This window comes from Enterococcus sp. FR204 (assembly GCF_031143325.1).
Classification (GTDB): Bacteria; Bacillota; Bacilli; order Lactobacillales; family Enterococcaceae; genus Enterococcus_B; species Enterococcus_B faecium.
This window is the reverse complement of the sequence record NZ_JAKZIW010000004.1, coordinates 1-21,037: the sequence shown is the minus strand read 5'-3', so window position 1 is coordinate 21,037 and position 21,037 is coordinate 1. Positions and strand designations below refer to the sequence as shown.

22 protein-coding genes, 2 pseudogenes and 1 other annotated feature are annotated in these 21,037 nt (G+C 39.5%); of the genes and pseudogenes, 5 read left to right on the top strand and 19 right to left on the bottom strand.

Annotated features, from left to right (window positions below):
- Positions 1–32: 32 nt before the first annotated feature.
- Positions 33–494: a large conductance mechanosensitive channel protein MscL gene (gene mscL / locus RG571_RS01995; protein WP_002287431.1), complete on the top strand. Its 462-nt coding sequence runs from the start codon at positions 33–35 to the stop codon at positions 492–494.
- A 57-nt stretch (positions 495–551) separates the two neighbouring features.
- On the opposite strand, the gene RG571_RS01990 is transcribed toward mscL, so the two are convergent.
- The 12 genes and pseudogenes from RG571_RS01990 to RG571_RS01935 form a co-directional block, all read right to left on the bottom strand.
- A complete protein-coding gene (locus RG571_RS01990) occupies positions 552–998 on the bottom strand; it encodes a GNAT family N-acetyltransferase (RefSeq protein WP_002297374.1) in 447 nt (148 codons plus the stop codon).
- Positions 999–1,090: 92 nt separating this feature from the next.
- Positions 1,091–1,336, bottom strand: coding sequence for a Veg family protein (locus RG571_RS01985; RefSeq protein WP_002287434.1), 246 nt, complete (start codon positions 1,334–1,336; stop codon positions 1,091–1,093).
- Between the two features lie 114 nt (positions 1,337–1,450).
- Positions 1,451–2,029: a sigma-70 family RNA polymerase sigma factor gene (locus RG571_RS01980; protein WP_002287436.1), complete on the bottom strand. Its 579-nt coding sequence runs from the start codon at positions 2,027–2,029 to the stop codon at positions 1,451–1,453.
- Positions 2,030–2,105: 76 nt separating this feature from the next.
- The gene (locus tag RG571_RS01975; RefSeq protein ID WP_002318843.1) at positions 2,106–2,636 is read right to left on the bottom strand and encodes an NYN domain-containing protein; all 531 of its coding nucleotides are present in this window, start codon (positions 2,634–2,636) and stop codon (positions 2,106–2,108) included.
- A 3-nt stretch (positions 2,637–2,639) separates the two neighbouring features.
- The gene (rlmB, locus tag RG571_RS01970; RefSeq protein WP_002318842.1) at positions 2,640–3,500 is read right to left on the bottom strand and encodes a 23S rRNA (guanosine(2251)-2'-O)-methyltransferase RlmB; all 861 of its coding nucleotides are present in this window, start codon (positions 3,498–3,500) and stop codon (positions 2,640–2,642) included.
- Complete coding sequence (locus tag RG571_RS01965; protein WP_002293091.1) at positions 3,493–3,888, bottom strand: Mini-ribonuclease 3; 396 nt, start codon at positions 3,886–3,888, stop codon at positions 3,493–3,495. Before RG571_RS01965 ends, rlmB begins: the two co-directional genes overlap by 8 nt.
- Positions 3,885–5,297 (bottom strand): cysteine--tRNA ligase, encoded by a 1,413-nt coding sequence (cysS, locus tag RG571_RS01960; protein WP_002318841.1) that lies wholly within the window; start codon positions 5,295–5,297, stop codon positions 3,885–3,887. The genes RG571_RS01965 and cysS overlap by 4 nt, the downstream gene beginning before the upstream one ends.
- Entirely contained in the window at positions 5,294–5,830 is a 537-nt protein-coding gene (gene epsC / locus RG571_RS01955; protein WP_002287446.1) for a serine O-acetyltransferase EpsC, read from the bottom strand. Before epsC ends, cysS begins: the two co-directional genes overlap by 4 nt.
- Before the next feature lie 85 nt (positions 5,831–5,915).
- Positions 5,916–6,156, bottom strand: a binding site (T-box leader).
- Positions 6,153–7,613, bottom strand: a complete 1,461-nt coding sequence (gene gltX, locus RG571_RS01950) for a glutamate--tRNA ligase (RefSeq protein WP_002293095.1) — start codon at positions 7,611–7,613, stop codon at positions 6,153–6,155. It overlaps the preceding feature by 4 nt.
- A 169-nt stretch (positions 7,614–7,782) precedes the next feature.
- Positions 7,783–8,939 (bottom strand): annotated as a pseudogene (locus RG571_RS01945) (PIN/TRAM domain-containing protein).
- A 33-nt stretch (positions 8,940–8,972) separates the two neighbouring features.
- Entirely contained in the window at positions 8,973–10,343 is a 1,371-nt protein-coding gene (radA, locus tag RG571_RS01940; RefSeq protein ID WP_002287449.1) for a DNA repair protein RadA, read from the bottom strand.
- A gap of 62 nt (positions 10,344–10,405) precedes the next feature.
- Positions 10,406–10,933: a dUTP diphosphatase gene (locus RG571_RS01935; RefSeq protein WP_002287450.1), complete on the bottom strand. Its 528-nt coding sequence runs from the start codon at positions 10,931–10,933 to the stop codon at positions 10,406–10,408.
- Between the two features lie 229 nt (positions 10,934–11,162).
- On the opposite strand from RG571_RS01935, the gene proB reads away from it, so the two are divergent.
- The 3 genes from proB (at position 11,163) to RG571_RS01920 (ending at position 13,633) form a co-directional block, all read left to right on the top strand.
- Positions 11,163–11,969 (top strand): glutamate 5-kinase, encoded by an 807-nt coding sequence (gene proB / locus RG571_RS01930; RefSeq protein WP_002287451.1) that lies wholly within the window; start codon positions 11,163–11,165, stop codon positions 11,967–11,969.
- Positions 11,966–13,213: a glutamate-5-semialdehyde dehydrogenase gene (locus tag RG571_RS01925; RefSeq protein ID WP_002327620.1), complete on the top strand. Its 1,248-nt coding sequence runs from the start codon at positions 11,966–11,968 to the stop codon at positions 13,211–13,213. Before proB ends, RG571_RS01925 begins: the two co-directional genes overlap by 4 nt.
- 75 nt (positions 13,214–13,288) lie before the next feature.
- Complete coding sequence (locus tag RG571_RS01920) at positions 13,289–13,633, top strand: hypothetical protein (protein ID WP_002339711.1); 345 nt, start codon at positions 13,289–13,291, stop codon at positions 13,631–13,633.
- 254 nt (positions 13,634–13,887) lie between these two features.
- Here RG571_RS01920 and RG571_RS01915 read toward each other — a convergent pair whose 3' ends face one another.
- Together RG571_RS01915 and RG571_RS01910 are read right to left on the bottom strand one after the other, a co-directional pair.
- A complete protein-coding gene (locus RG571_RS01915; RefSeq protein ID WP_002287453.1) occupies positions 13,888–14,214 on the bottom strand; it encodes a hypothetical protein in 327 nt (108 codons plus the stop codon).
- 372 nt (positions 14,215–14,586) lie between these two features.
- The gene (locus tag RG571_RS01910) at positions 14,587–15,789 is read right to left on the bottom strand and encodes an MFS transporter (RefSeq protein WP_002339710.1); all 1,203 of its coding nucleotides are present in this window, start codon (positions 15,787–15,789) and stop codon (positions 14,587–14,589) included.
- Positions 15,790–15,905: 116 nt separating this feature from the next.
- On the opposite strand from RG571_RS01910, the gene RG571_RS01905 reads away from it, so the two are divergent.
- The gene (locus tag RG571_RS01905; protein ID WP_002287456.1) at positions 15,906–16,421 is read left to right on the top strand and encodes a PadR family transcriptional regulator; all 516 of its coding nucleotides are present in this window, start codon (positions 15,906–15,908) and stop codon (positions 16,419–16,421) included.
- Positions 16,422–16,619: 198 nt separating this feature from the next.
- Here RG571_RS01905 and RG571_RS01900 read toward each other — a convergent pair whose 3' ends face one another.
- The 5 genes and pseudogenes from RG571_RS01900 to RG571_RS01880 all read right to left on the bottom strand — a co-directional run.
- Entirely contained in the window at positions 16,620–17,066 is a 447-nt protein-coding gene (locus RG571_RS01900) for a DUF2798 domain-containing protein (protein ID WP_258430234.1), read from the bottom strand.
- A 46-nt stretch (positions 17,067–17,112) separates the two neighbouring features.
- A complete protein-coding gene (msr(C), locus tag RG571_RS01895; RefSeq protein ID WP_131774679.1) occupies positions 17,113–18,591 on the bottom strand; it encodes an ABC-F type ribosomal protection protein Msr(C) in 1,479 nt (492 codons plus the stop codon).
- Between the two features lie 353 nt (positions 18,592–18,944).
- On the bottom strand, positions 18,945–19,574 hold the full coding sequence (locus tag RG571_RS01890) for a nitroreductase family protein (RefSeq protein ID WP_002287459.1): 630 nt from the start codon (positions 19,572–19,574) through the stop codon (positions 18,945–18,947).
- Entirely contained in the window at positions 19,558–20,022 is a 465-nt protein-coding gene (locus tag RG571_RS01885) for a MarR family winged helix-turn-helix transcriptional regulator (protein ID WP_002287461.1), read from the bottom strand. Before RG571_RS01885 ends, RG571_RS01890 begins: the two co-directional genes overlap by 17 nt.
- 668 nt (positions 20,023–20,690) lie before the next feature.
- Positions 20,691–21,037: pseudogene (locus tag RG571_RS01880) on the bottom strand (mannosyl-glycoprotein endo-beta-N-acetylglucosamidase); the annotation flags it as partial.

The window sequence follows — 21,037 nt, the reverse complement described above, 5'->3', positions numbered from 1 at the left end:
CTAAAGACAAATAAAAGAAGGGAGGGTCATTCATGATCAAAGAATTCAAAGAGTTCATCATGCGTGGAGATGTCTTGGATCTTGCTGTCGGCGTTGTTATTGGTAGTGCGTTTACAAGCATCGTAAACCAAGTGGTGCAAGGCTTGATCACACCACTAATAGGTTGGTTTGTCGCAATGATCACAGGTACTTCTGATTTAGAAGGAGCACTTTCAATTCTTGACTGGTCGCCGACAAAAGGCGTCACATTTGCGTTTGGTAACGTTATTAGTGCTATCATTACATTTCTGATCACTGGTTTTGTCTTATTCTTAGTTGTCAAAGCGGCAAACCGTGCGAAGAATTTACGCTCCAAAGAAGAGCAAGTGGAAGTGGAAGAAACTCCTACTGCAGAAGATTATCTTAGTGACATACGCGATCTTCTTGCCAAACAAGTGGCAGAAGACAATACACATCCAGTAGAGCAAACAAATCTTTCCGATACTTCTAAATAATAAATAATCTAAAAAAAGAAAGCCGATTTTCAGTATCGGCTTTCTTTTTTTAGATTCTTAACTTGCTACTTGTTCCTTTTTCATGTCGATATGTGGAATATCATCTTCCAAATACACATCTGAGATTGCCTTGAATCCAAACGACTCATAAAAAGCTTGTAGGTATTCTTGTGCGCCGATCACGATTGGTTTTTCTGGAAAATTTTTCTGGATCATGTTAATCGTTTCTTGAACAATCTTTCTTCCTAAACCATCTTTACGGTTGTCCTGATGAACAAGGACACGTCCAAAATGGATACTCTCCGCTTCTTCATATACTCGCGTGTAGGCAAGGATCTTCCCATCAGTATCTTGAAAAAACGTATGCCAAGCTTGTCCATCAATGTCATCAACTTCTTGATAAGGACACTGTTGTTCCACAACAAAAACTGCGATTCGTTCTTTGACGATCGCGTAAAACTCTGCTGTTGACAATTCTTCAAATTTCTTTACCTGATATTCCACTAAGCAAACGCCCCCTGCTTTTTTATTCTTAGCATACCGATTCGCACACAAAAAAGCAAACGAACCTTACGAATCTCAGGCTCGTTTGCTTTTTAAACTGCTTCAGTTAAAAATTCGATCTCAACTGTCCGAGTAAGTACATCTGAATAGCTGTAAGATACTCGTTCAAAAGAATTTTCTTCAGGATCCAAATCAACAACGAATACTGAAGGATAGGTTTCTGTTAAAACGCCGCGGCGTTCTGTTTGACGCTTTCTTCCTGTCTGAGCAACCAACATGATTGGGCTGCCGATACGACCTTCTAAATCTTTCTTGATTGAAGCTAAAGTTGTTGGCATACAGTTCACCTCTACTATCAACTATACCACATATTTTTAAAATTTTCAAGTTTACCATAAAAAAAAAAGAAATGCAATAAAAATAAATAAGAAGCTCATTAAGATTTTTATAAATTATTCCTCATTATAAAATTTCAAGTGTTTTTTTATTTTGAGTTTTACTCTCCCGTAAGCGCTCATTACTTGCTTGTGATCCATTGCTAAACATTCAGCCATGTCTACAAAATCAACGCCTTGCATATAATAATGAAAAATTTTAGCTTCTATTTTTGAAAACTGGATTTCGCAATTTTCGATTGCTTCTTTTAATAAAAGATGCTGAATCGCTAAAGGTTCTTGCAATGTGATCTCTGCTAAAAAGTCTGGTCCTTCTGTCTCTATTTTTTGGTCGATTGAGACTTCATCTTTTTGATCACGACGCTTCAGCGCGTTCTGCTTCCTCAATAGAGAATAGATTTGATTGCTTATAATGCTTTTATAATAACTTCCAAAGCTAACACCTTTGCTTTTTTCGTAAGTTCTCAATGCCTGATATAAAGCGATCCTTGCTTCTTGTTCCCAATCCTCAGAAACATAATTTCTTAAATAATAGGTGTTTTTCAAACGTAGTAAAAGTGGAAAATATTTTTGATACAGGGCAGCAAATGCTTCTTCGTCACCATTACGTGCAGCGCGCAATAACTCCTCAGACATAAAATAATTCCTCCATAAATTCGTTTATGGAGGAATCTTATCATCAATGATTCATCGAACTGATTAGAACGATATGTTATTTATTTTTTCTCATTAAATCGTCCAATTTTTGGGACAATTTTTTTAACTGCTCTTCATTCCATGGAGAATTACGTCGGAAATCAATAAAATGCATATCTTTATTTTCTTGGGCTATTGTTTTTTCCGTTTTTTTTATCGTCTTATATAATTCATAAGCAGAAGTTCGTAATGCTCCTTGGGAAAAGATCATCCACTGTTCTGCTAAATCGCTTGTCGCCACTGTCACTTGTGTCAAACGGTCATTCAGCTGACCAGCGATTCTCTCGATATAACTGTCAGCCGTTTCGTCTTCTTTCGTAAAAACAACATCCAACTGGTATTTCTTATAATTTTGTTGGATGCCCGGAACTAATTGGGCATCGAAGACAACGATGACTTCTAGTCCTTCATATTTCGCATAATTTGATAAACGATGTAAAAGAGCTTCTCTTGCATCCGCCATTTTGTCCTGCTTTTTAAGCTGGACAAGTTCCGGCCACGAACCAATCATGTTGTAGCCGTCTACAATCAACAGCTGTTTTTTCATGGTCTACTCCCCCTGACGTTGGGAAAAAGCCTGATACATAAGCAAACCAGCAGCAACACTGGCATTTAAGCTCTGGACGTGCCCGGTCATCGGGATCGTCAGCAATTCATCCATTTCTTTTTTCAATCCTGGACTCATTCCTTTGCCTTCATTACCAATGACTAAAGCAATTGATCCTTTGGCATTCCATTTTTGGAAGTTTGTGCCGGTCATATCTGTGCCAAATACCCAAAATCCTGTTTCTTTGAGCTGTTGCACAGCTTGTACCAAATTCGTCACGCGTGCAACGGGGACATGTTCGACTGCCCCAGTGGAAGTCTTTGTTACGATAGGTGTGATTCCAACTGCTCGGTGTTTTGGTATGATCACACCATCGACGCCACTTGCGTCTGCTGTCCGTAAAATCGACCCAAAATTGTGTGGATCTTCGATGCTATCCAAAATCAAAAAGAAGGGGTCTTCTTTTTTCTCTTTTGTTCGTTCAATCAGTTGGTCAAGGGATAAATATTCATAAGGTGTAATCGCAAGAACGACTCCTTGATGCACGCCGTGATCGCTCAAAGTTTCTAATTTTTGTTTAGGAACCCATTTGACTGGCACAGCTTGTTCACGTGCGATTTCTTTCAGTTCTTCTACTTTTTCTCCTCGTGAATCTTCTTGAAGAAAGAGTTTATTCCCTCGCCCTTGTTGTAGCGCTTCTACTGCGGCATGGTGTCCAAAGACGAAATTATCTTCTAATGCTTCTTCATTTTGATCAGAAACTGACTGATTTCGTCCAGTTTGCTTTTTATTTGGATATCTATTTTGTTTTTTGTCTTCAAATCCACGTTTCGATTGATGTTTGTTTGTTCTTTCTTTACCCATTTTTTTCACCAACTTTCTGAATACACCAGCGGATCAATTCTTCCATCCGCTCGGTTTGTTTTGTCAAATGCAGATAGCCCATGAGCGCTTCGAACCCTGTTGCGACCCGATACGTCGTAACATCAGCATTTTTTGCGCTCGTATGGCTTTTAGCATTTCTTCCTCTGCGATAATAAAGTTCTTCTTCTTCTGTCAAAAGATGTTCTTCCAGCATTTGCTGAATCAAAAAGGCTTGTGCATTCGCAGAAACATAATTCGTTGCCGCACGATGCAGCTTATTGGGTTTTGTTTCTCCTTGATCAATCAGGTGGTCACGAACATAGATTTCGTAAATCGCATCTCCAACATAAGCCAAGGCTAAACCGTTCAATTGTGTGTAATCTCTCATGCTTCTCTTCTCCATCGGGTTCCTTGCGGCGTATCTTCTAATAAGATCCCTTTTTCTTTCAACAAATCACGAATTTCGTCGCTTCGGGCAAAATCACGATTGCTTCTTGCTTGATTTCGTTCTTCGATCAATTGTTCAATCTCTTCATCTAATAACTCTTCTGCTGTAAATAAAATACCGAAGATCGAAAGCCATTGCGAGAATAAAGCTTCTCCTTGTGCCAAGACAGCGGCAGAAACTTTCGGCTGGTCTAGATAAGTGTTCAGCCACTTAGCAAGCTCATAGACCACTGTGATCCCATTTGCTGCATTAAAATCATCGTCCATTTCTTCGATGAATCGCTGTTCTAAATTTTCTAACAAAGCGATTTTATCCGCATCATCTGCCAAATTCTCTGAGGCAGTTTCTTGGCGGAATTTCAAATTGTCAAACGTATTCTTCAGTCGTTGTAAATTGGTGGCTGCTTCTTTCATCGTCGTTTCACTGTAGCGGATCGGACGACGGTATTGTGTGGTCGCCATGAAGAAACGCAAGACTTGTGGATCAACGTTTTTGATCATTTCATGTACAGTGATGAAATTCCCTAGAGATTTACTCATTTTTTCATCGTCTTCGCCAATCGTTACATAACCATTGTGCATCCAGTAATTAGCGAATTTTTTCCCTGTTTTCGCTTCACTTTGTGCGATTTCATTTTCATGATGAGGAAATTCTAAATCTTGCCCGCCACCATGGATATCGATCGTTTCTCCTAAATGTTTTGTTGCCATAACGGAACATTCAATGTGCCAACCGGGACGTCCTTTGCCCCATGGTGAATCCCAAGAAATCTCGCCAGGTTTTGCTTGTTTCCATAAAGCGAAATCTAATGGGTCTTCTTTTTGCTGCTGTTCTTCCCCTGTACGCTGACTTGCTCCGACTTCCAGTTCATCGATGGATTGGTCACTTAATTTCCCATAATTTTCAAATTTACGGGTACGGTAATACACATCACCTGAAGATTCATAAGCATAGCCTTTTTCAACCAACACTTGAATAAATGCTAAAATATCTGGCATATGATCCATGACTCTTGGATGCAGTGTAGCAGGCTCGACATTCAACGCTTTCGTATCTTCTTCAAATGCTCGGATGAAACGATCAGCAACTTCTGGTGCTGTAATACCTAATTCGTTTGCTGTACGGATGATTTTATCGTCTACATCCGTGAAATTCGATACGAAATCGACTTTATAGCCTCGATATTCAAAATAGCGTCGAATTGTATCGAAAGCAATGGTGCTACGAGCATTTCCGATATGGATATAATTATACACAGTCGGTCCGCAGACATACATACCGACACGTCCCTTTTGTATAGGGATGAATTCTTCTTTTTTTCTGGTCAATGTATTGTAGATTTTTATCATTCTGATCTCCTCACTTTTTCTCCTTTGATTCGAACGACTTTTGCTGGTACTCCTACCGCTGTAGCGTCGTCTGGAACATCTTTCAACACAACGGCACCTGCACCGATTTTGGCGTTTTTTCCGATCGTTACCGGTCCTAATATCTGCGCATTCGCAGAGAGCATGGCTCCTTGTTTAACAGTTGGATGTCTTTTACCCGTTTCTTTTCCTGTACCGCCTAATGTTACGCCATGGAATAAAATCACATCGTCCTCGATTTCTGCGGTTTCGCCAATGACGATTCCCATTCCATGGTCGATGAACACGCCAGTGCCAATCGTTGCTCCTGGATGGATCTCAACACCAGTTAGGAAACGCCAGAATTGAGCATTGATCTTCGCCAATAAAAAGAGCCGGTGCTGATATAAAAAATGAGAGAAACGATGCCAAAACAAGGCATGAAAACCAGGGTATGTCAAAACGATCTCAGCTGTCGAACGTGCAGCCGGATCGTTTCTCTTTGCTGCATCAATCGCTCGGGTAAACCAACTCATGACTTTCCACTCCTTTCGTAAGAATTTTATGTAGGAAATCATCTTCTTATAAAGAAAAGAAGCGCCTTTTAAATAAGTTTCCTTATCAAAAGACGCTTTCCGCGTGGTTCCACTTTTCTTCATAATCAACGATTATCTCTGACAGCTAACGCCTGTTATACGTTCTTGGCTACTTCGTTTCCTGTAAAACAGTTTTTCCTGTTTTCTGTGTTTTCGCCAAGACCACTCCCAGAGGCATTTCGGCAACCATTCATTGATACCTTGCACCACCCGGTATCTCTCTTGTAATGATCAGCTGCTTACTTTTTTCTGTTCATCGTGTTTAGTTCAGTACTTGATTTAAATGTGCTAATGATTTTTCACGACCAAGCAATTCGATCGTTTCAGGCAATTCTGGTCCATGCATTTGTCCTGATACAGCTACACGGATCGGCATGAAAAGATTTTTCCCTTTTACGCCAGTTTCTTTTTGAACAGCTTTGATGGCAGCTTTTACAGTTGGAGCATCTACTACTTCCATTTGTTCTAGCTGTGCTTTAAATGCGTGGAGAACAGTAGGAACTGTTTCACCAGCAAGTACTTCTTTTGCTGCTTCATTCAATACAGGATGTTCATTGAAAAATAGCGTAGACAGATCAACGATTTCTGCAGCATAGCTCATTTGAGGTTGATACAGGCTAACGATCTTCTTCACCCATTCGATTGTCTTTTCATCTGGGTTTTCTGCTACACGTCCATCAGCGATTAGATAAGGCAGACACATGTCAGTAAATGCATCTAGATCCATTGCTTTGATGTAATGGTTGTTTACCCATTGCAGTTTTTTCGCATCGAAAGCTGCGGGTGATTTACTTAGGCGTTTTGGATCGAACATTTTGATCAATTCTTGGTGTTCGAAGATTTCGTCTTCGCCCACAGGTGACCAGCCCAATAATGCAATAAAGTTGAACATTGCATCTGGTAGATAGCCTAATTCGCGATATTGTTCGATAAATTGCAAGATTGATTCGTCACGTTTGCTTAGTTTTTTACCTGTTTCACTGTTGATGATCAATGTCATATGTCCGAAGGTTGGTGGTGTCCAGCCAAATGCTTCATAGATCATCAGTTGTTTTGGTGTATTGGCAATATGGTCATCTCCACGTAAAACGTGAGTGATTTTCATCAAATGATCATCGACCGCAACAGCAAAATTATAAGTTGGCATACCATCGCGTTTTTGGATGACAAAGTCGCCACCGATATTATCGGATTCGAACGAAATAGCGCCTTTCACCATATCTGTAAATGCGTATTCTGTATTGCGAGGCACACGGAAACGTACAACAGATTCTAGACCTTGTGCTTCTTTTTCTGCTTGTTCTTCAGGTGTCAAGTTCGCACATGTTCCTGCGTAATGAGGCATTTCTCCTCTTGCGCGTTGTGCTTCCCGTTCTGCTTCTAATTCTTCTTCTGTGCAATAGCATTTGTATGCTCGATTGCTAGCAAGCAGCTGATCAATCAGCGGTTGATAGATTTCTTTACGTTCAGATTGACGGTAAGGGCCGTATTCTCCAGGATTTTCAGGAGATTCATCCCAATCCATTCCCAACCAAGCAAGGTTTTCCAACTGGCTTTTTTCGCCATCTTCGATATTACGTTTTTGGTCAGTATCCTCAATACGAATAATAAAGTCTCCATCATTGTGGCGGGCAAACAAATAATTGAATAATGCAGTTCTTGCATTTCCAATATGCAGGTGCCCAGTTGGACTTGGTGCATAGCGTACGCGTACTTTCGTCATTTTCTTCCTCTTCTTTCAAACTAGACTTTGACTAACAGCAAAAATTCCGTCAGTTACGGCTTCTCAAATATCATTTATTTAAAGCCACTCAGCACAAATTTTACCTTTTCTAAGGTAAATAGTAAAGCCAACTGGTTGAATTTCCTTACCAGTTGGCTGAATTTCTTTTTTATTTTGATTGTTTAGTCTTTTTCTCTGTCTCTTTTTTATTGTCGATTCCTCGTCCTGCAGTGCAGGTTTAGCAAAGATCATGCGTCCAGCAGCTGTTTGAAGGGCACTCGTTACAACGACTTCGATACGCTCATTCATGTAATGCTGTCCATCTTCTACGACAACCATCGTGCCGTCATCTAGGTAGGCTACTCCTTGTTGGCGTTCTGTCCCGGCTTTTACTACTAGAACATTCATCGTTTCACCAGGGATGACGACTGGTTTTACGGCATTTGCCAACGCATTGATATTAAGAACAGGTACATTTTGGAATTCAGAGACTTTATTCAAGTTATAGTCATTGGTTACAATGACACCATCTAAAAGCTTAGCCAATTTGATCAATTTGCTGTCTACTTCACTGATATCTTCAAAGTCTCCATCGTACATTTCGACAGATATACCCTCTTCTTTTTGCAAGGCATTTAGGATATCTAATCCGCGACGACCACGCACACGTTTCAAACTATCCCCTGAGTCCGCGATGTATTGTAGTTCGTAAAGAACAAAATTAGGGATCATCAAGGTTCCTTCTAAGAATCCAGTCTTTGTAATATCATAAATCCGACCGTCAATGATCACGCTTGTATCCAAGATTTTATATTTATGGAAATTTTCTCCTGATTTTCGTTCTAGCAGTTGACTCTCAACTTGACTAGCTGTTTCTTGCTCGATTTTTTTGCTTCGTGAACCAAAAACTTTCTTCCATTCTTCGATTCGTGTTGTTCCCATTCTCAATCCCAGATAACCTAAGATGATCATCAGTAAAATCGGCAATACACTATTGACGAATGGAATTTCCATATTGTAAAGAGGGGTCGAGATCACAACACCTAAAGTCAATCCGATGATCGCACCGATCGCACCGAAGAGAAGATAAGTCAAGCTGACCTCACTTAGTTTTTGTTCTACTTGTTTGATAATAGCTGAGATATGTTTGGCCAACAGCAAAGATAATAAAAAGAAAATAAGTGCGCCTAACAGGCTGTTGGTAAATGTATTATTCAGCCATCCGTTTGACTGTTGACCGATTGCCTGCCAAGCTGAGGGTAAAAATGAAATACCCAAGCTTGCGCCGACAATGATCATCAGCAAAGTAATGACACGTTTTTGCATCGTTTTTCCTCCGTTTCGACAATCATTTATTAGTTAGCGGAACACACGCTTCAACGTTTCAGCCAAAGTTGCTACTCCAACTATCTCGATTCCTTTTGGCGCTTCCCAGTTACCTAAGTTGTTTTTAGGTAGGTATACTTTTGTGAAGCCGAGTTTTTGGACTTCTTTGACTCGTTGTTCAATATGACTGACACGTCTGATTTCTCCAGTCAGTCCAATTTCACCGATGAAACATTCCGTTGGCTGTGTTCCTTTTTCTTTATAGCTTGAAGCAATACTGACAGCGATAGCTAAATCAATCGCTGGTTCATTTAATTTTACCCCACCTGCAGCTTTTAAGTAAGCATCTTGATTCTGAAGAAGCAACCCAGCTCTTTTTTCCAGCACTGCCATGATCAGAGATACCCGATTGAAATCAAGACCTGTTGTTGTTCGTTTGGCATTTCCGAACATAGTAGGTGTGACTAATGCTTGGATCTCTACCAAAATTGGACGTGTCCCTTCCATTGCCACAACGATAGCAGAGCCAGTTGCACCGTCTAGGCGTTCTTCTAAGAAAATCTGTGAAGGATTAGCGACTTCTTCCAATCCATGCTCATGCATTTCAAAAATCCCAATCTCATTCGTTGAGCCAAATCGGTTTTTTACTGCTCGCAAAATCCGAAAACTATGATGTTGTTCACCTTCAAAATATAACACCGTATCCACCATATGTTCTAACATTCTTGGGCCGGCGATCGAGCCTTCTTTGGTAACATGACCGACGATAAAAATGGCTATCCCATTTGTTTTAGCGATTTTGAGTAGTTCTGCAGTGGTTTCTCTTACTTGGCTGACACTTCCTGCCACACTTGTGATGTCTGGCTGCGTCATCGTTTGGATGGAATCAATGATAACATAATCAGGGGAGATATGTTCGATGGCACGACTGATTTCGTTCATATCTGTTTCAGCGTATAGATAAAATTCTGTGTTGATACTTCCGAGGCGTTCCGCGCGTAATTTTATCTGCTCTGCGCTTTCTTCGCCGGATACATATAAGACTTTTCCGCCTATGGCTGCTAATTGCTGAGAAACTTGTAACAGCAAAGTGGATTTCCCGATACCTGGATCGCCACCAATCAAGACCATAGACCCTGGCACCACACCTCCGCCTAACACACGGTTCAGTTCTTCTAATTTTGTTTTGATCCGAGGTTCTTTTTTAGGGACGACGTCTGCGATTTTTGTTGGTTTTGCTTTTTCTCCTGTCAAACTTGTCCGAGTTCTGCGGTCCGTTGTATCTTGTTCGATTTCTTCGACCATCGTATTCCATTTTCCGCAATTTGGGCAGCGTCCCAAGAACTTAGGCGACACATACCCGCAATTTTGGCAAACAAATTGTACTTTTGATTTTTTTGCCATTGTATCGCCTCCTTTTATCCTAATCATGAGACATTAAATCAAGCTTAAGTATCTTTAACGTTTTATTTACTGGAAGAACCAAATCCGCCTTGACGTTGAGCAGTCGTTTGATCTTGATCTGCTTTTAAAAACGGCAAAAAGATCCCTTGGCCGATACGCTCGCCTTTTTTGATCACTACATCCTTGAAACCAAAGTTGGTGAATTGGAACATGATATGGCCTTCATTTGCCTCATTATTGTAATAATCACTGTCAATCACACCTACTCCGTTTGTCAACACTAAAAACCGCTTCAACGGATTGCTTGAACGGTTAGCAAGCTGCAAAAATTCATCTTCTCCCATGTAAGCTTTGATTCCAGTAGGCACGAGGGTTGGTTTCAATTGTTTTTCATTTTCTGATACATCTTTTTTCAATCCATCTGCGACTGTTTCCAACCCCTTTTTCCAGCCTGCTTTCCAGATACTTGGAATCACGACCTCTTCTGCTGCTTCAAAATCATAGCCAGCAGCATGATGTGTAGCGCGCTGCGGTAGATTGATATTTTGATCTTTATATTTAGAAATAACTTCAAATCCTCTTTTTCTCACCGGTTTTCCTCCCTAAATAAACTACTCCTATTCTAACATATCCGAGGCTGTAAAAGACTTTCTTTACAAATTCTTCAAGAAATTCTGCTATCTTAAAGTAAACCATTAATTCGTTCTTTTTCCAAACGACTGCAAGTTGTACAAAAAAACTATTTTTTACATGACTTTACTCGTCAAAACAAGTAGAATAGAACGAAATTAATGAGTGGATATTTGATTGAGGTGTCACATGCGTAAAGAAATTAAAAATGCAAAACGAATTATTGTCAAAGTAGGAACAAGTACATTGATTTATCCCAATGGAAATATCAATCTTGCGGCAATCGATCAGTTAGCTTTTGTCCTTTCTGATCTTAGAAATCGGGGAAAGGAAGTGATCTTAGTCTCATCAGGAGCTGTAGGCGTTGGTATGCATAAATTACATTTGTCAGAACGTCCGACTTTGATTCCTGAACAGCAAGCTGCGGCGGCTGTTGGTCAAGCCGAACTGATGAATATCTATAATCAAAGATTCAGTGTATATAATCAACAGACGGCACAGATCCTCGTGACAAGAGACGTGGTAGATTATCCTGAAAGTCGTAAAAATGTGAGGAATACATTGGAACAGCTTTTGATTATGGACACGATCCCTATCGTGAACGAAAACGATACTGTAGCAGTGGATGAATTAGATCATCTGACAAAATTTGGCGATAATGATCAGCTGTCAGCCATCATGGCAAAACTTGTCGCGGCAGACCTTTTGATCGTCCTTTCTGATATCGACGGGTTTTATTCAGATAATCCGACTACAAATCCCGAGGCTCAGATGTATCGCTATATCGATAAAATCGATGAAAAGATTCTGGCACAAGCAGGTGGTGCTGGTAGCACATTTGGAACAGGCGGTATGCAGAGTAAATTAAAAGCCGCTTCTAGGATATTTGAAGCAAACAGCGCAATGATTTTAGCAAATGGAAAAAATCCGGCAATTATTTTTGATATTCTTGCAGGAAAAGAAGTAGGTACTTTATTTAAGGAGGACTTGAAATGACTGACTTGATGCAATTAGGACAACAGGCAAAAGATAGCGCGCAACAACTAGCACTTATGCCTACAAACCGCAAAAATGAGCTACTTGTTCAAATGGCACAAACCATCAAAAAGAATCAACAAGCGATCATTGAAGCAAATCATAAAGACTTAGAAAAAGCAGTCGAAAACAATATCAGTGAAACGATGCAAGACCGCTTGCAGCTGACACCTGAGCGAATCAATGCCATGGCTACAGAGATCGAAAAAATTGCTTCGTTAGACGATCCTATTGGAAAAGTAGATGAGATGTGGACGAACACCGACGGATTGAGAATCGGCAAAAAGCGCGTGCCACTAGGCGTGATCGGCATCATTTACGAATCTCGTCCAAATGTCACGACAGATGCAGCTAGTCTAGCATTCAAATCAGGGAATGCCGTTATCCTTCGCGGTGGCAAAGAAGCATTCTTCTCGAATCAATTATTAGTCCAATTATTGCAGCAAGTACTGGTCAGTGCTGGCGAATCTCCTTATGCCATCCAGTTTGTCGATGATACTTCTCATGAAACTGCAGGACAGTTGATGCGATTGACAGAATACTTAGATGTGCTGATTCCTCGAGGCGGAGCAAAATTAATCCAACGAGTCAAAGAACAGGCAACGGTACCTATCATTGAAACAGGTACAGGAAATAATCACGTATATATCGATAAAGAAGCACAGTTATCTATGGCAGTGAACATCATCGTCAATGCAAAAGCTTCCCGTCCATCTGTCTGTAACGCGGCAGAAACATTGCTGATCCATTCTGAGATCGCACCTTTTTTCTTGCCAGCTATTGAAAAAGAACTGGTAGAACACGGGGTCTCTTTACGTGCGGATGCTCGTGCGTTAGAATATCTAGAGACGGCTGCTTTAGCAGAAGACACAGATTGGGATACTGAATATCTAGATTATATCCTTGCTGTCAAAGTGGTCGATTCTTTGGGTGAAGCAATTGCACATATCAATCGGCATAATACTAAACATTCAGAAACGATCGTGACAGATAGTTATGCGGCTAGTCAACGTTTCTTAAATGAAGTGGACGCGGCGGCTGTCTATGTCAATGCCTCCACTCGTTTTACAGACGGATCGGTATTTGGTTTTGGTGCAGAGATCGGTATCTCTACTCAAAAATTGCATGCCCGTGGTCCAATGGGGTTAAATGAATTAACTTCCACAAAATATATCATTTATGGCGATGGACAAATCCGCGAATAATGTTTCGTGTGAAACATTATTCCCGCCTTTTGCCTTTTTTCTGTAAAGGTTCTATCCAACTAGAAAGGTGTCAATATGTTTGAAATTTTAATGATTTTTTTTATTTACCTTATTTCTCTGAATATCGCTGCTTTTCTGGGAGTCGGTATTTTATCCCTTTTCTTTCAATTCAAAAAACGAAGCATAGGGAGTCAACGGGAAAAATGGTCGCAGTATTTTGACAAAATCGGGCCAAAAGGGCTGGTTACACGCTTGCACATTAGTTACATGGTTGCATTATGCTTATTAGCGACAATCAATTACTATTCTTTTTTCGATCATTCAATCGCTTATACGATTACGCTACTGATTGCTGGGATTTTTCACTTATCTTATAAATATCAGCTGAATAAAAACCACTTGAATCGGATTTTCCGCTAAAAAATATCCGTACGATAAGTAGAGTGCCTTGAAGATCGGCAAAAAACTGCCGGACTTTTTAGAGCGTGGGACAAAAGTAAAGAAAAACTTTTGTCCCACGCTCTAAACATGTATAAACGGCGGGAGCAGAAGCAACTCCTTCGGAAATAAGCTGAAATTCACAAAAATTTGAAAAGCAATTTTCGTGAATTTCTTCTTATTTCTTGGAGTTAAACGCTTCTGTCCCAGCCTCTTCCCATATAAACGGTGTTCGCCTACCAGCTGCCTGGTAAATCTGTTTCCTCTTCGTTAAGAAGCGAAAATCCGTCAAATGTTTCGCCATCATAATAACGAAGCAGCTCGTCCATGGACAAGTTCATCGTTTTTTCTTTTTCTTCTTCCGCTGATTCAGCCAGTAGCTGTTCCCGATACACCTGATACATACCAGCTATTTTTTGCTGCATCGCTTTTCTAGTTTCACCTTCCGCATTGATTATTGGCAATTCTTTGATATAGCCACGATAAATCAACCGATCATCTGAAAATTCAATGGGCAATTCAACGAGTGTCAACCCGACTTCCTGAAAATATTCTTCCAGCATCTATTATCCCCCCATTCTTTTTCTTAAATGAATTTTAGCTTACCTACTGAAAATTTTCCAGTTTCATTATTTTGAGAAAAAAAGGGAATGTGACAAAAATCGTGTCACATCCCCTTTTTCCGAATAAATGGTGCTCTCCGGCCAACTCCTCAATCATAAGTCACAATATTCAACAAACATGAGAAACTGTTTTTTGAAATTGTTCCTTGTGATTCAGAGTTAAACGACAGTCTCACAACCTCTTGGTAAACGGCGTTCAAAAGCTTGCATCTGCGGTAATAAGCCCAACCAAACGAAAAATATGAGAAGCTATTTTTGTTTGGCTGTTCTTATGACTTGATGCAGGACAGCTTTTTCACAACCTCTGATTTCTTATTCTTCTTCATTTGTAGCAAAATAATTACGGTGATAAATGATACAACATACACTGATAAGAACAATGGCACCTGCAAAATAAAACGCATAGCTTTCACCAATATGTTCACCAATCACACCTGCAATAAATGGTGCTAAAGCTCCACCGAAAAAGCGGACAAAACTATAGCTGGAAGAAGCAACATTTCGTTGCAGACCTGGTATTTCCATAGCAATCGTCGTCAACAGTGTATTGATAATTCCTTGGAAAAATCCTGCTAACACAATGCTGATCGGTACAAGGACTGGCATAGAAGTTCCAGCTCCTAATAACAGCAAACAAATAATGAATAAGACAAATGCAGCTAAAATCGTCCGATAAGTCGTAAACTTCCGCTCAAGAGCCGGTGCAACGAAAATCGAAGCAATAGCCAGAAGCACACCCCAGCCAAAAAATACAAAACCGACTTCTAATTCAGAATAGCCAATCAATAAAAATGGCGCATACGCAAGTAAAGTAAAGAATCCGAAATTATATAACAATGCGATTAGTCCAACTGAACGAAGTTTATGATTGCTTAACGCTTTGACACCTTCCCAAAGGCCTACTTTTCTCTTTGGTTTCTCAGTTTCAGGTAAAAGCACCGCTAGGGCTATAAAACCGCAAAACATCAAAAATGCTACCCCAAAAAATGGATAACGCCATGAACCACTGCCCAAGACCCCACCGACTAGAGGGCCAACAGCCATTCCGCAGCCAAGTGCTGCTTCATACATCATGATTGCTTTTTCTGTGTTACCAACTAAAATACTGACGATCGTTGCTAAAGCAGTAGAGACAAATAAAGCATTCCCGACACCCCAGCCGGCACGTAACCCAATCAGCATTCCGATATTCCCAGATAATCCGCCAAGACCAGCGAATACAACGATGATAAACAATCCTGTCATCAATGTTTTTTTCAAACCGATCCGACTAGATAAGAAACCTGTAAATAGCATCACCACACCAGTGACTAACATATAACTAGTAAATAACAGGGTCGTTTCAGCTGGCGTAGCGTTTAACTGTGCAGCAATCGTTTTTAAGATTGGGTCTACTAGACCCACTCCCATAAAAGCGATCATACAGGTAGCTGCTACAACTAGCGCTGAACTTTTCCCCTTTGTTCCTTCATTTGTTTGTTCTTGTATATCTATTTGATTCTCCAATATTTCCATCCCTTTCTCTCTATTAGCATCATACATGATTTATTTTACATGTCAATATGCACATGTAAAACGTGGGAACTTTACTGTGATATAATAAAGAAAATAAGACGAGAGGTAGGATTTTTATGAATACTTTAGCCTATATATTATTATGCGTGCTTTTATCCAAACCACGTTCTGGGTATGAATTGAAGCAGCTGATCACAATTTTTTGGGAAGCCCATCACAGTCAGATCTATACAACGCTTGCCAAGCTAGACCAGCAGGGTTATGTGACCGTTTTGGACAAAGACGAGCACTCTCAAAAAAAGATCTACCACTTGACTGATGAAGGACGTGCTCTTGTAGAGGAATGGATCAAAGAGGAAACTCCCGCTCCTACGCAAAAAGATGAATTTCTAGCAAAAATCTATGCTTTTTCGACGCTCGATAAAACAACAGCTACTGGACTGCTATTCACTAGAGAACAACAGCTGAACAAAATCATGCAAAAAAATCAAAAAAAATTGAATGACCTCTCGCTAGACAAGAAACAAGAATTTGGACGTTACGTTGTAATCCAGCGCCGAATCATGCTTTGTCAGCAGGAACTCCAATGGTGTCAGCAAGTAAGAGAACAAATGCAGCAGTTTTTTGAGTAAGAGATAAACAGAACCTTTCTAGAAATATCTATTGAAGAGCAAATTATCTTCAATAAAAGAGCAATACAGTTGGAAAAGAAAAAGCGATCCGAACGACAGGCCAAAACCTATCGTTCGGATCACTATTTTTCTAGAACTGCATTCAAGAGACTATGACAAAAAGCATGCCAAGGCCTTTTTTCAAATAACAGTGTTCCATCATTCATTACTTTGAATTGCTTTTAGCACACTTCTTGAAAGCGGGCCAACGATGATCAACTGCAACGGTAAAGCGGCAATCACATTCATTTTCCAAGCATTCATATAAGCAGAGAATAATTGATCAGGTATTCCTTGTTCCATGATCACACCGAATAAAGACATACATGTCACCATTCCTAAAACCATCAAGCATGAAATAGTTAAGATCATTTGGACCTTGCTTTCTGGATTTACTGGTAGTTTAAAGGCAATTTTTTTCGCCAGCACACCGATGATGAAGACATCCAAAATGAAAGCCACCACGAATCCAGGCACTAGACCAATCAACAACCTTGATAAATGAAGATCTTGATGCAGCCATAAATTATACGCGCTCATCCCCAAGACCATCAAAAAACACATCAATGTTGTAAAAATTATTCCTTCTTTTTTATTTGTAGGCAATCTGTACCACTCCTTTAAATTTGTCACGAAAATCATCGTAGCACATTTAAAAATTTCTCGTAAGTACTTTTTTTATTTTCTGCCCTTTTATTTCATAAACTTCATCAGCCGTACGCTCGACAAAGTAAGAATCATGAGAAGTAAACAAAATCGTTCCCGGATATATTTGCATTAGCTTCTCTAAAGCTTCGATCGTTGCCATATCAATAAAATTAGTCGGTTCATCTAACAGCAACACATTACTTGGCTTAGTAAAAAGCAAAGCAATCGTCAGACGGGTCGCTTCTCCCCCACTTAATGTACATAACGGTTTCGTCAGAGTTTCCTGAGCAACCCCTAAGTAATTCAGCAAACTACGGACAAGCGATTCTGAAAACTCTGTTTGTCTCATGACAAAACGAATGATGGATTCTTCAGATGTCATTTGATAACCCTTTTGCTGATATACTTGAAAGCTTACTTTCGGAGAGAGAAGGATTCCTTCTCCTTGTTTGCGGATATGTTCTAATAAGGTTGTCTTACCTGAACCATTTTCACCGACAATCGCGATTTTTTTACCTAAAGAAAACTGAAAATCACCATTTACCAGTAATGTTCTCCCACTTCTTTCCAATTGGACATTTTGTCCCATGATGGGATAGCGGCTGTGGAGTTCAAGAGATTTTGGTACTGGAAAACGGATTTGTTTCATCTGCTGCGGCTTGGTTGTTTCTCCTATTTTTTGGAGTCTTCTCTCTAATGTTTTCGCATTCTTTTGGATGGCTTTTTGTACACTGTCTTTTTGTTTAGAGGAAGACAACCGATCCGGTCTGATTTGTTGCTTTTTCTTTTTACTGGACACTTTTTCCAACTTTTCCGCTTGTTTTTTCTTTTCTTGGATCGATTTTTCCAATCGTTTTTTCTCTTTCATGATCGACTCTGCTTCTCGTAGCTGAGTCTTTTTCTCCAATTCCTTTTGAGTGAGATAGGCACTATAATTCCCCGAAAACTCTCGGATTTCTCCGTCTTTTACTTCCCAGATTTTCGATGCTAGCTCATCTAGAAAATAGCGATCATGACTAACAAAAACCAGCGTACCATAATAATAACGAAGCTCTTCAATCAGTCGATCAATACTTTTTCTATCTAGATGGGTTGTTGGCTCGTCTAGAAGCATCCCTTGTTCATAAGAAGAAAGAAGACGTATCAACTCGATCTTTCGTTCTTCCCCTCCGCTCCATTTCCGCTCTGAAGTTTCTTCCAGTCTTAACTGGAAATGACTGGCTAATTCCAAATTTAGGTCCTTTGCTTCAGCGAGATAGGTTAATTGAGGCAGGTAGTTGAAGGTGATCTCTGTTTGGATTTTCCCATGATCGGGAAAAAGTTCACCGGCTATTAGTTTGAGCAAAGTCGATTTACCGACACCATTTTCTCCTATGATCCCTATACGATCTTGCTGATAGACACGAAGAGAATCAATAGATAGTTCTAGCTGGTTGCCAAAGCTGACTTGTAGATTTGTTATATTTACTGCTAAATTTTCCATATGTTTTACACTCCTATTTCATGTAAAACAACAATTATCGATACTAAAAAAGAGCAGAAAAATCTGTTTGCAAAAAAACTGCATCACATCTTTTCCTACTCTGAACGAAATAACTATGACTAAATCACCAAATCTGTCATAGCTTTCACCTATTCTACTGTCGTTCGAAAAAATGGACATACTCCATCCATGAAATTGTTGTTTATACATGTCTTTTGAATTTATTTAGTTGTTATTCAAAAGTTCGAAACGTAATTTCATCGATGCAGTCATTTTTCCGACCTCCTTTTTTATTAGGTTACCACACACGATTCAAAAAAAGCAATAGCTACTGAATAGTAACTGAAAACCTTTTATTCGAACGTAGTGATCTTTTCTGGTGCTAAACGAACAGACTCGTAACCTTCTTCTACCGCTTTTCCTATTGATAAAATAATAACTGGAACATAACGGTCTTTATCCAAACCAAATGCCTCTGCCAACTGATCTGCTTCGAATCCACCAATTGGATTTGTTTCATAGCCATGATCACGCGCAACTAACATGAATTGCATAGCCGCTAAGCTAGAATCGACTTTGACTACATCGTTCATTTCTTCTCTTGAAAAACTCTTGTAATAAGGAATGATCGCAGCTAATTGTTGATCTCTGACTTCTTTTGGCATCTTCCCTGATTCGTAAGCTTGGTTATAGATTTCTTCGCCATATTCGTAACATTGCATATCGCCAAAAATCATGACCATTGCAGAAGAAGTATCATTCTGTCTCGTATTGAAACGGATCAAAGGACGCAAGATTTCTTTTGCTTCCTCGCTTTCAGCGACCACAAAGCGCCATGGTTGCATATTGACAGAAGAAGGTGCAGTCGTCGCTTCTTTGATCATTTCCAGCATTTCTTCGTGTGGGATTTTGTATGTTTCATCATATACGCGAACGGATCTTCTACCAGTCATAATTGTTGAAAAATCATTTTTTTGTTCCATTATTATTAACCTCTTTCGTTTCTGTTGTTATATTGCAAAGTTGGGTATTCAATTTATCTAAAAGTGTTAGAAATTGTTTCATTTCTACATCGCTGAAAGCCGGGGATAGCACGGAACCTGTATCTTTATGGTCCATTTCACAATGCTCGATTTTCTTCTGGGCTTTTTCTGTTAGCGCTACATACACTTCCCGGTTGTTCTGAGGATTTCTCTGACGCGAAACATAGCCATTTGCTTCCAATACCTTCAGATGACGAGTAACTGCTCCTTGATCAATCTGCAACTTTTCTTGCAAACTGCTTTGTAGCAATGGATTTTCTTCTTTCAGTCTCATCATGATCTCGTATCTAGTAAGACTTATACCGATATTTTCTTCAAAGATCTGGACGATTTTTTGATCGGCTAATTTGATTTGATATAAAAGGTGACTAATCTCTTCTAAAGACATAATTTCTCCTTTCTAATAATTGACTCGTCAACGATTGACTTGTCAATAATAGAATAAAAAAAGAAAAAAGTCAAAGAATCAGTTGTGTAATAAAAAAAACGCTCTCAATAGAAAAGTATAGAGAAAAGAAATTTTTTGTAGAATGAACGGAAAAAATGATAAAGAAAGCACAACGCTAAAACCAAGATTATTGATTCTTATCAAACTATAGAAGATAGCTCTTCTGCAGTAGAAAATTTTACACCGCCAAAAATTTCCGAAATCGCCTTTTGCAAGAATCCCGTCGAATATTAGAAATTGGATCAGTATGCTTAAACAGTAATAAAAAAGTTATGACAAGATGTTGTCACAACCTTTTTTGAGTAAACGGTGTTCAAAAACTTGCATCTGCGGTAATAAGTTCAACCAAACAAAAAACATGAAAATCTGTTTTTGTTTGGCTGTTCTTACTACTTGATGCAGGGCAGCTTTTTCACAACCTCTGATACACGGTGTTCAATCAGCTGTCCCTCGGTATTAGCTCAAAAAACGGCAAAATATGAAGAACTATTTTTTCGTTTGTTTCTCTAATACTCAGGTCAGGACGCTGATTTCACAAAAATTTGAAAAGCAATTTCGTAAATTCCTTCTTATTTCTTGAAGCTGACCACTTCTGTCACAACCTCTTTTTAATAACCATAAAATCCTATTCCTTCATATCTCCAGCCCATCGGTGTTAGCCAATCTCTTTCCTTAGCACTCAAGGTATAGTGATGGGTACCAGTTTTTTCATTTGGATTAAATAGTCGATAAATTGGCTTGGAACCACCAGAATAAAAACTTAGACCTTCATAACGCCAACCGATTTTTGTTAAAGAGTTGATCTCAGATTGTGCCATTGTGTAATGATGGTCTCCACTGTAAGGATTGTATAAACGGTAGACAGGTTGTCCGCTGTTTGGTGCTTGCCAAGCAATCCCTTCATATTCCCAGCCTACAGTTGGCAGATAATTTTTTTCTCCGGCATTCAATGTAT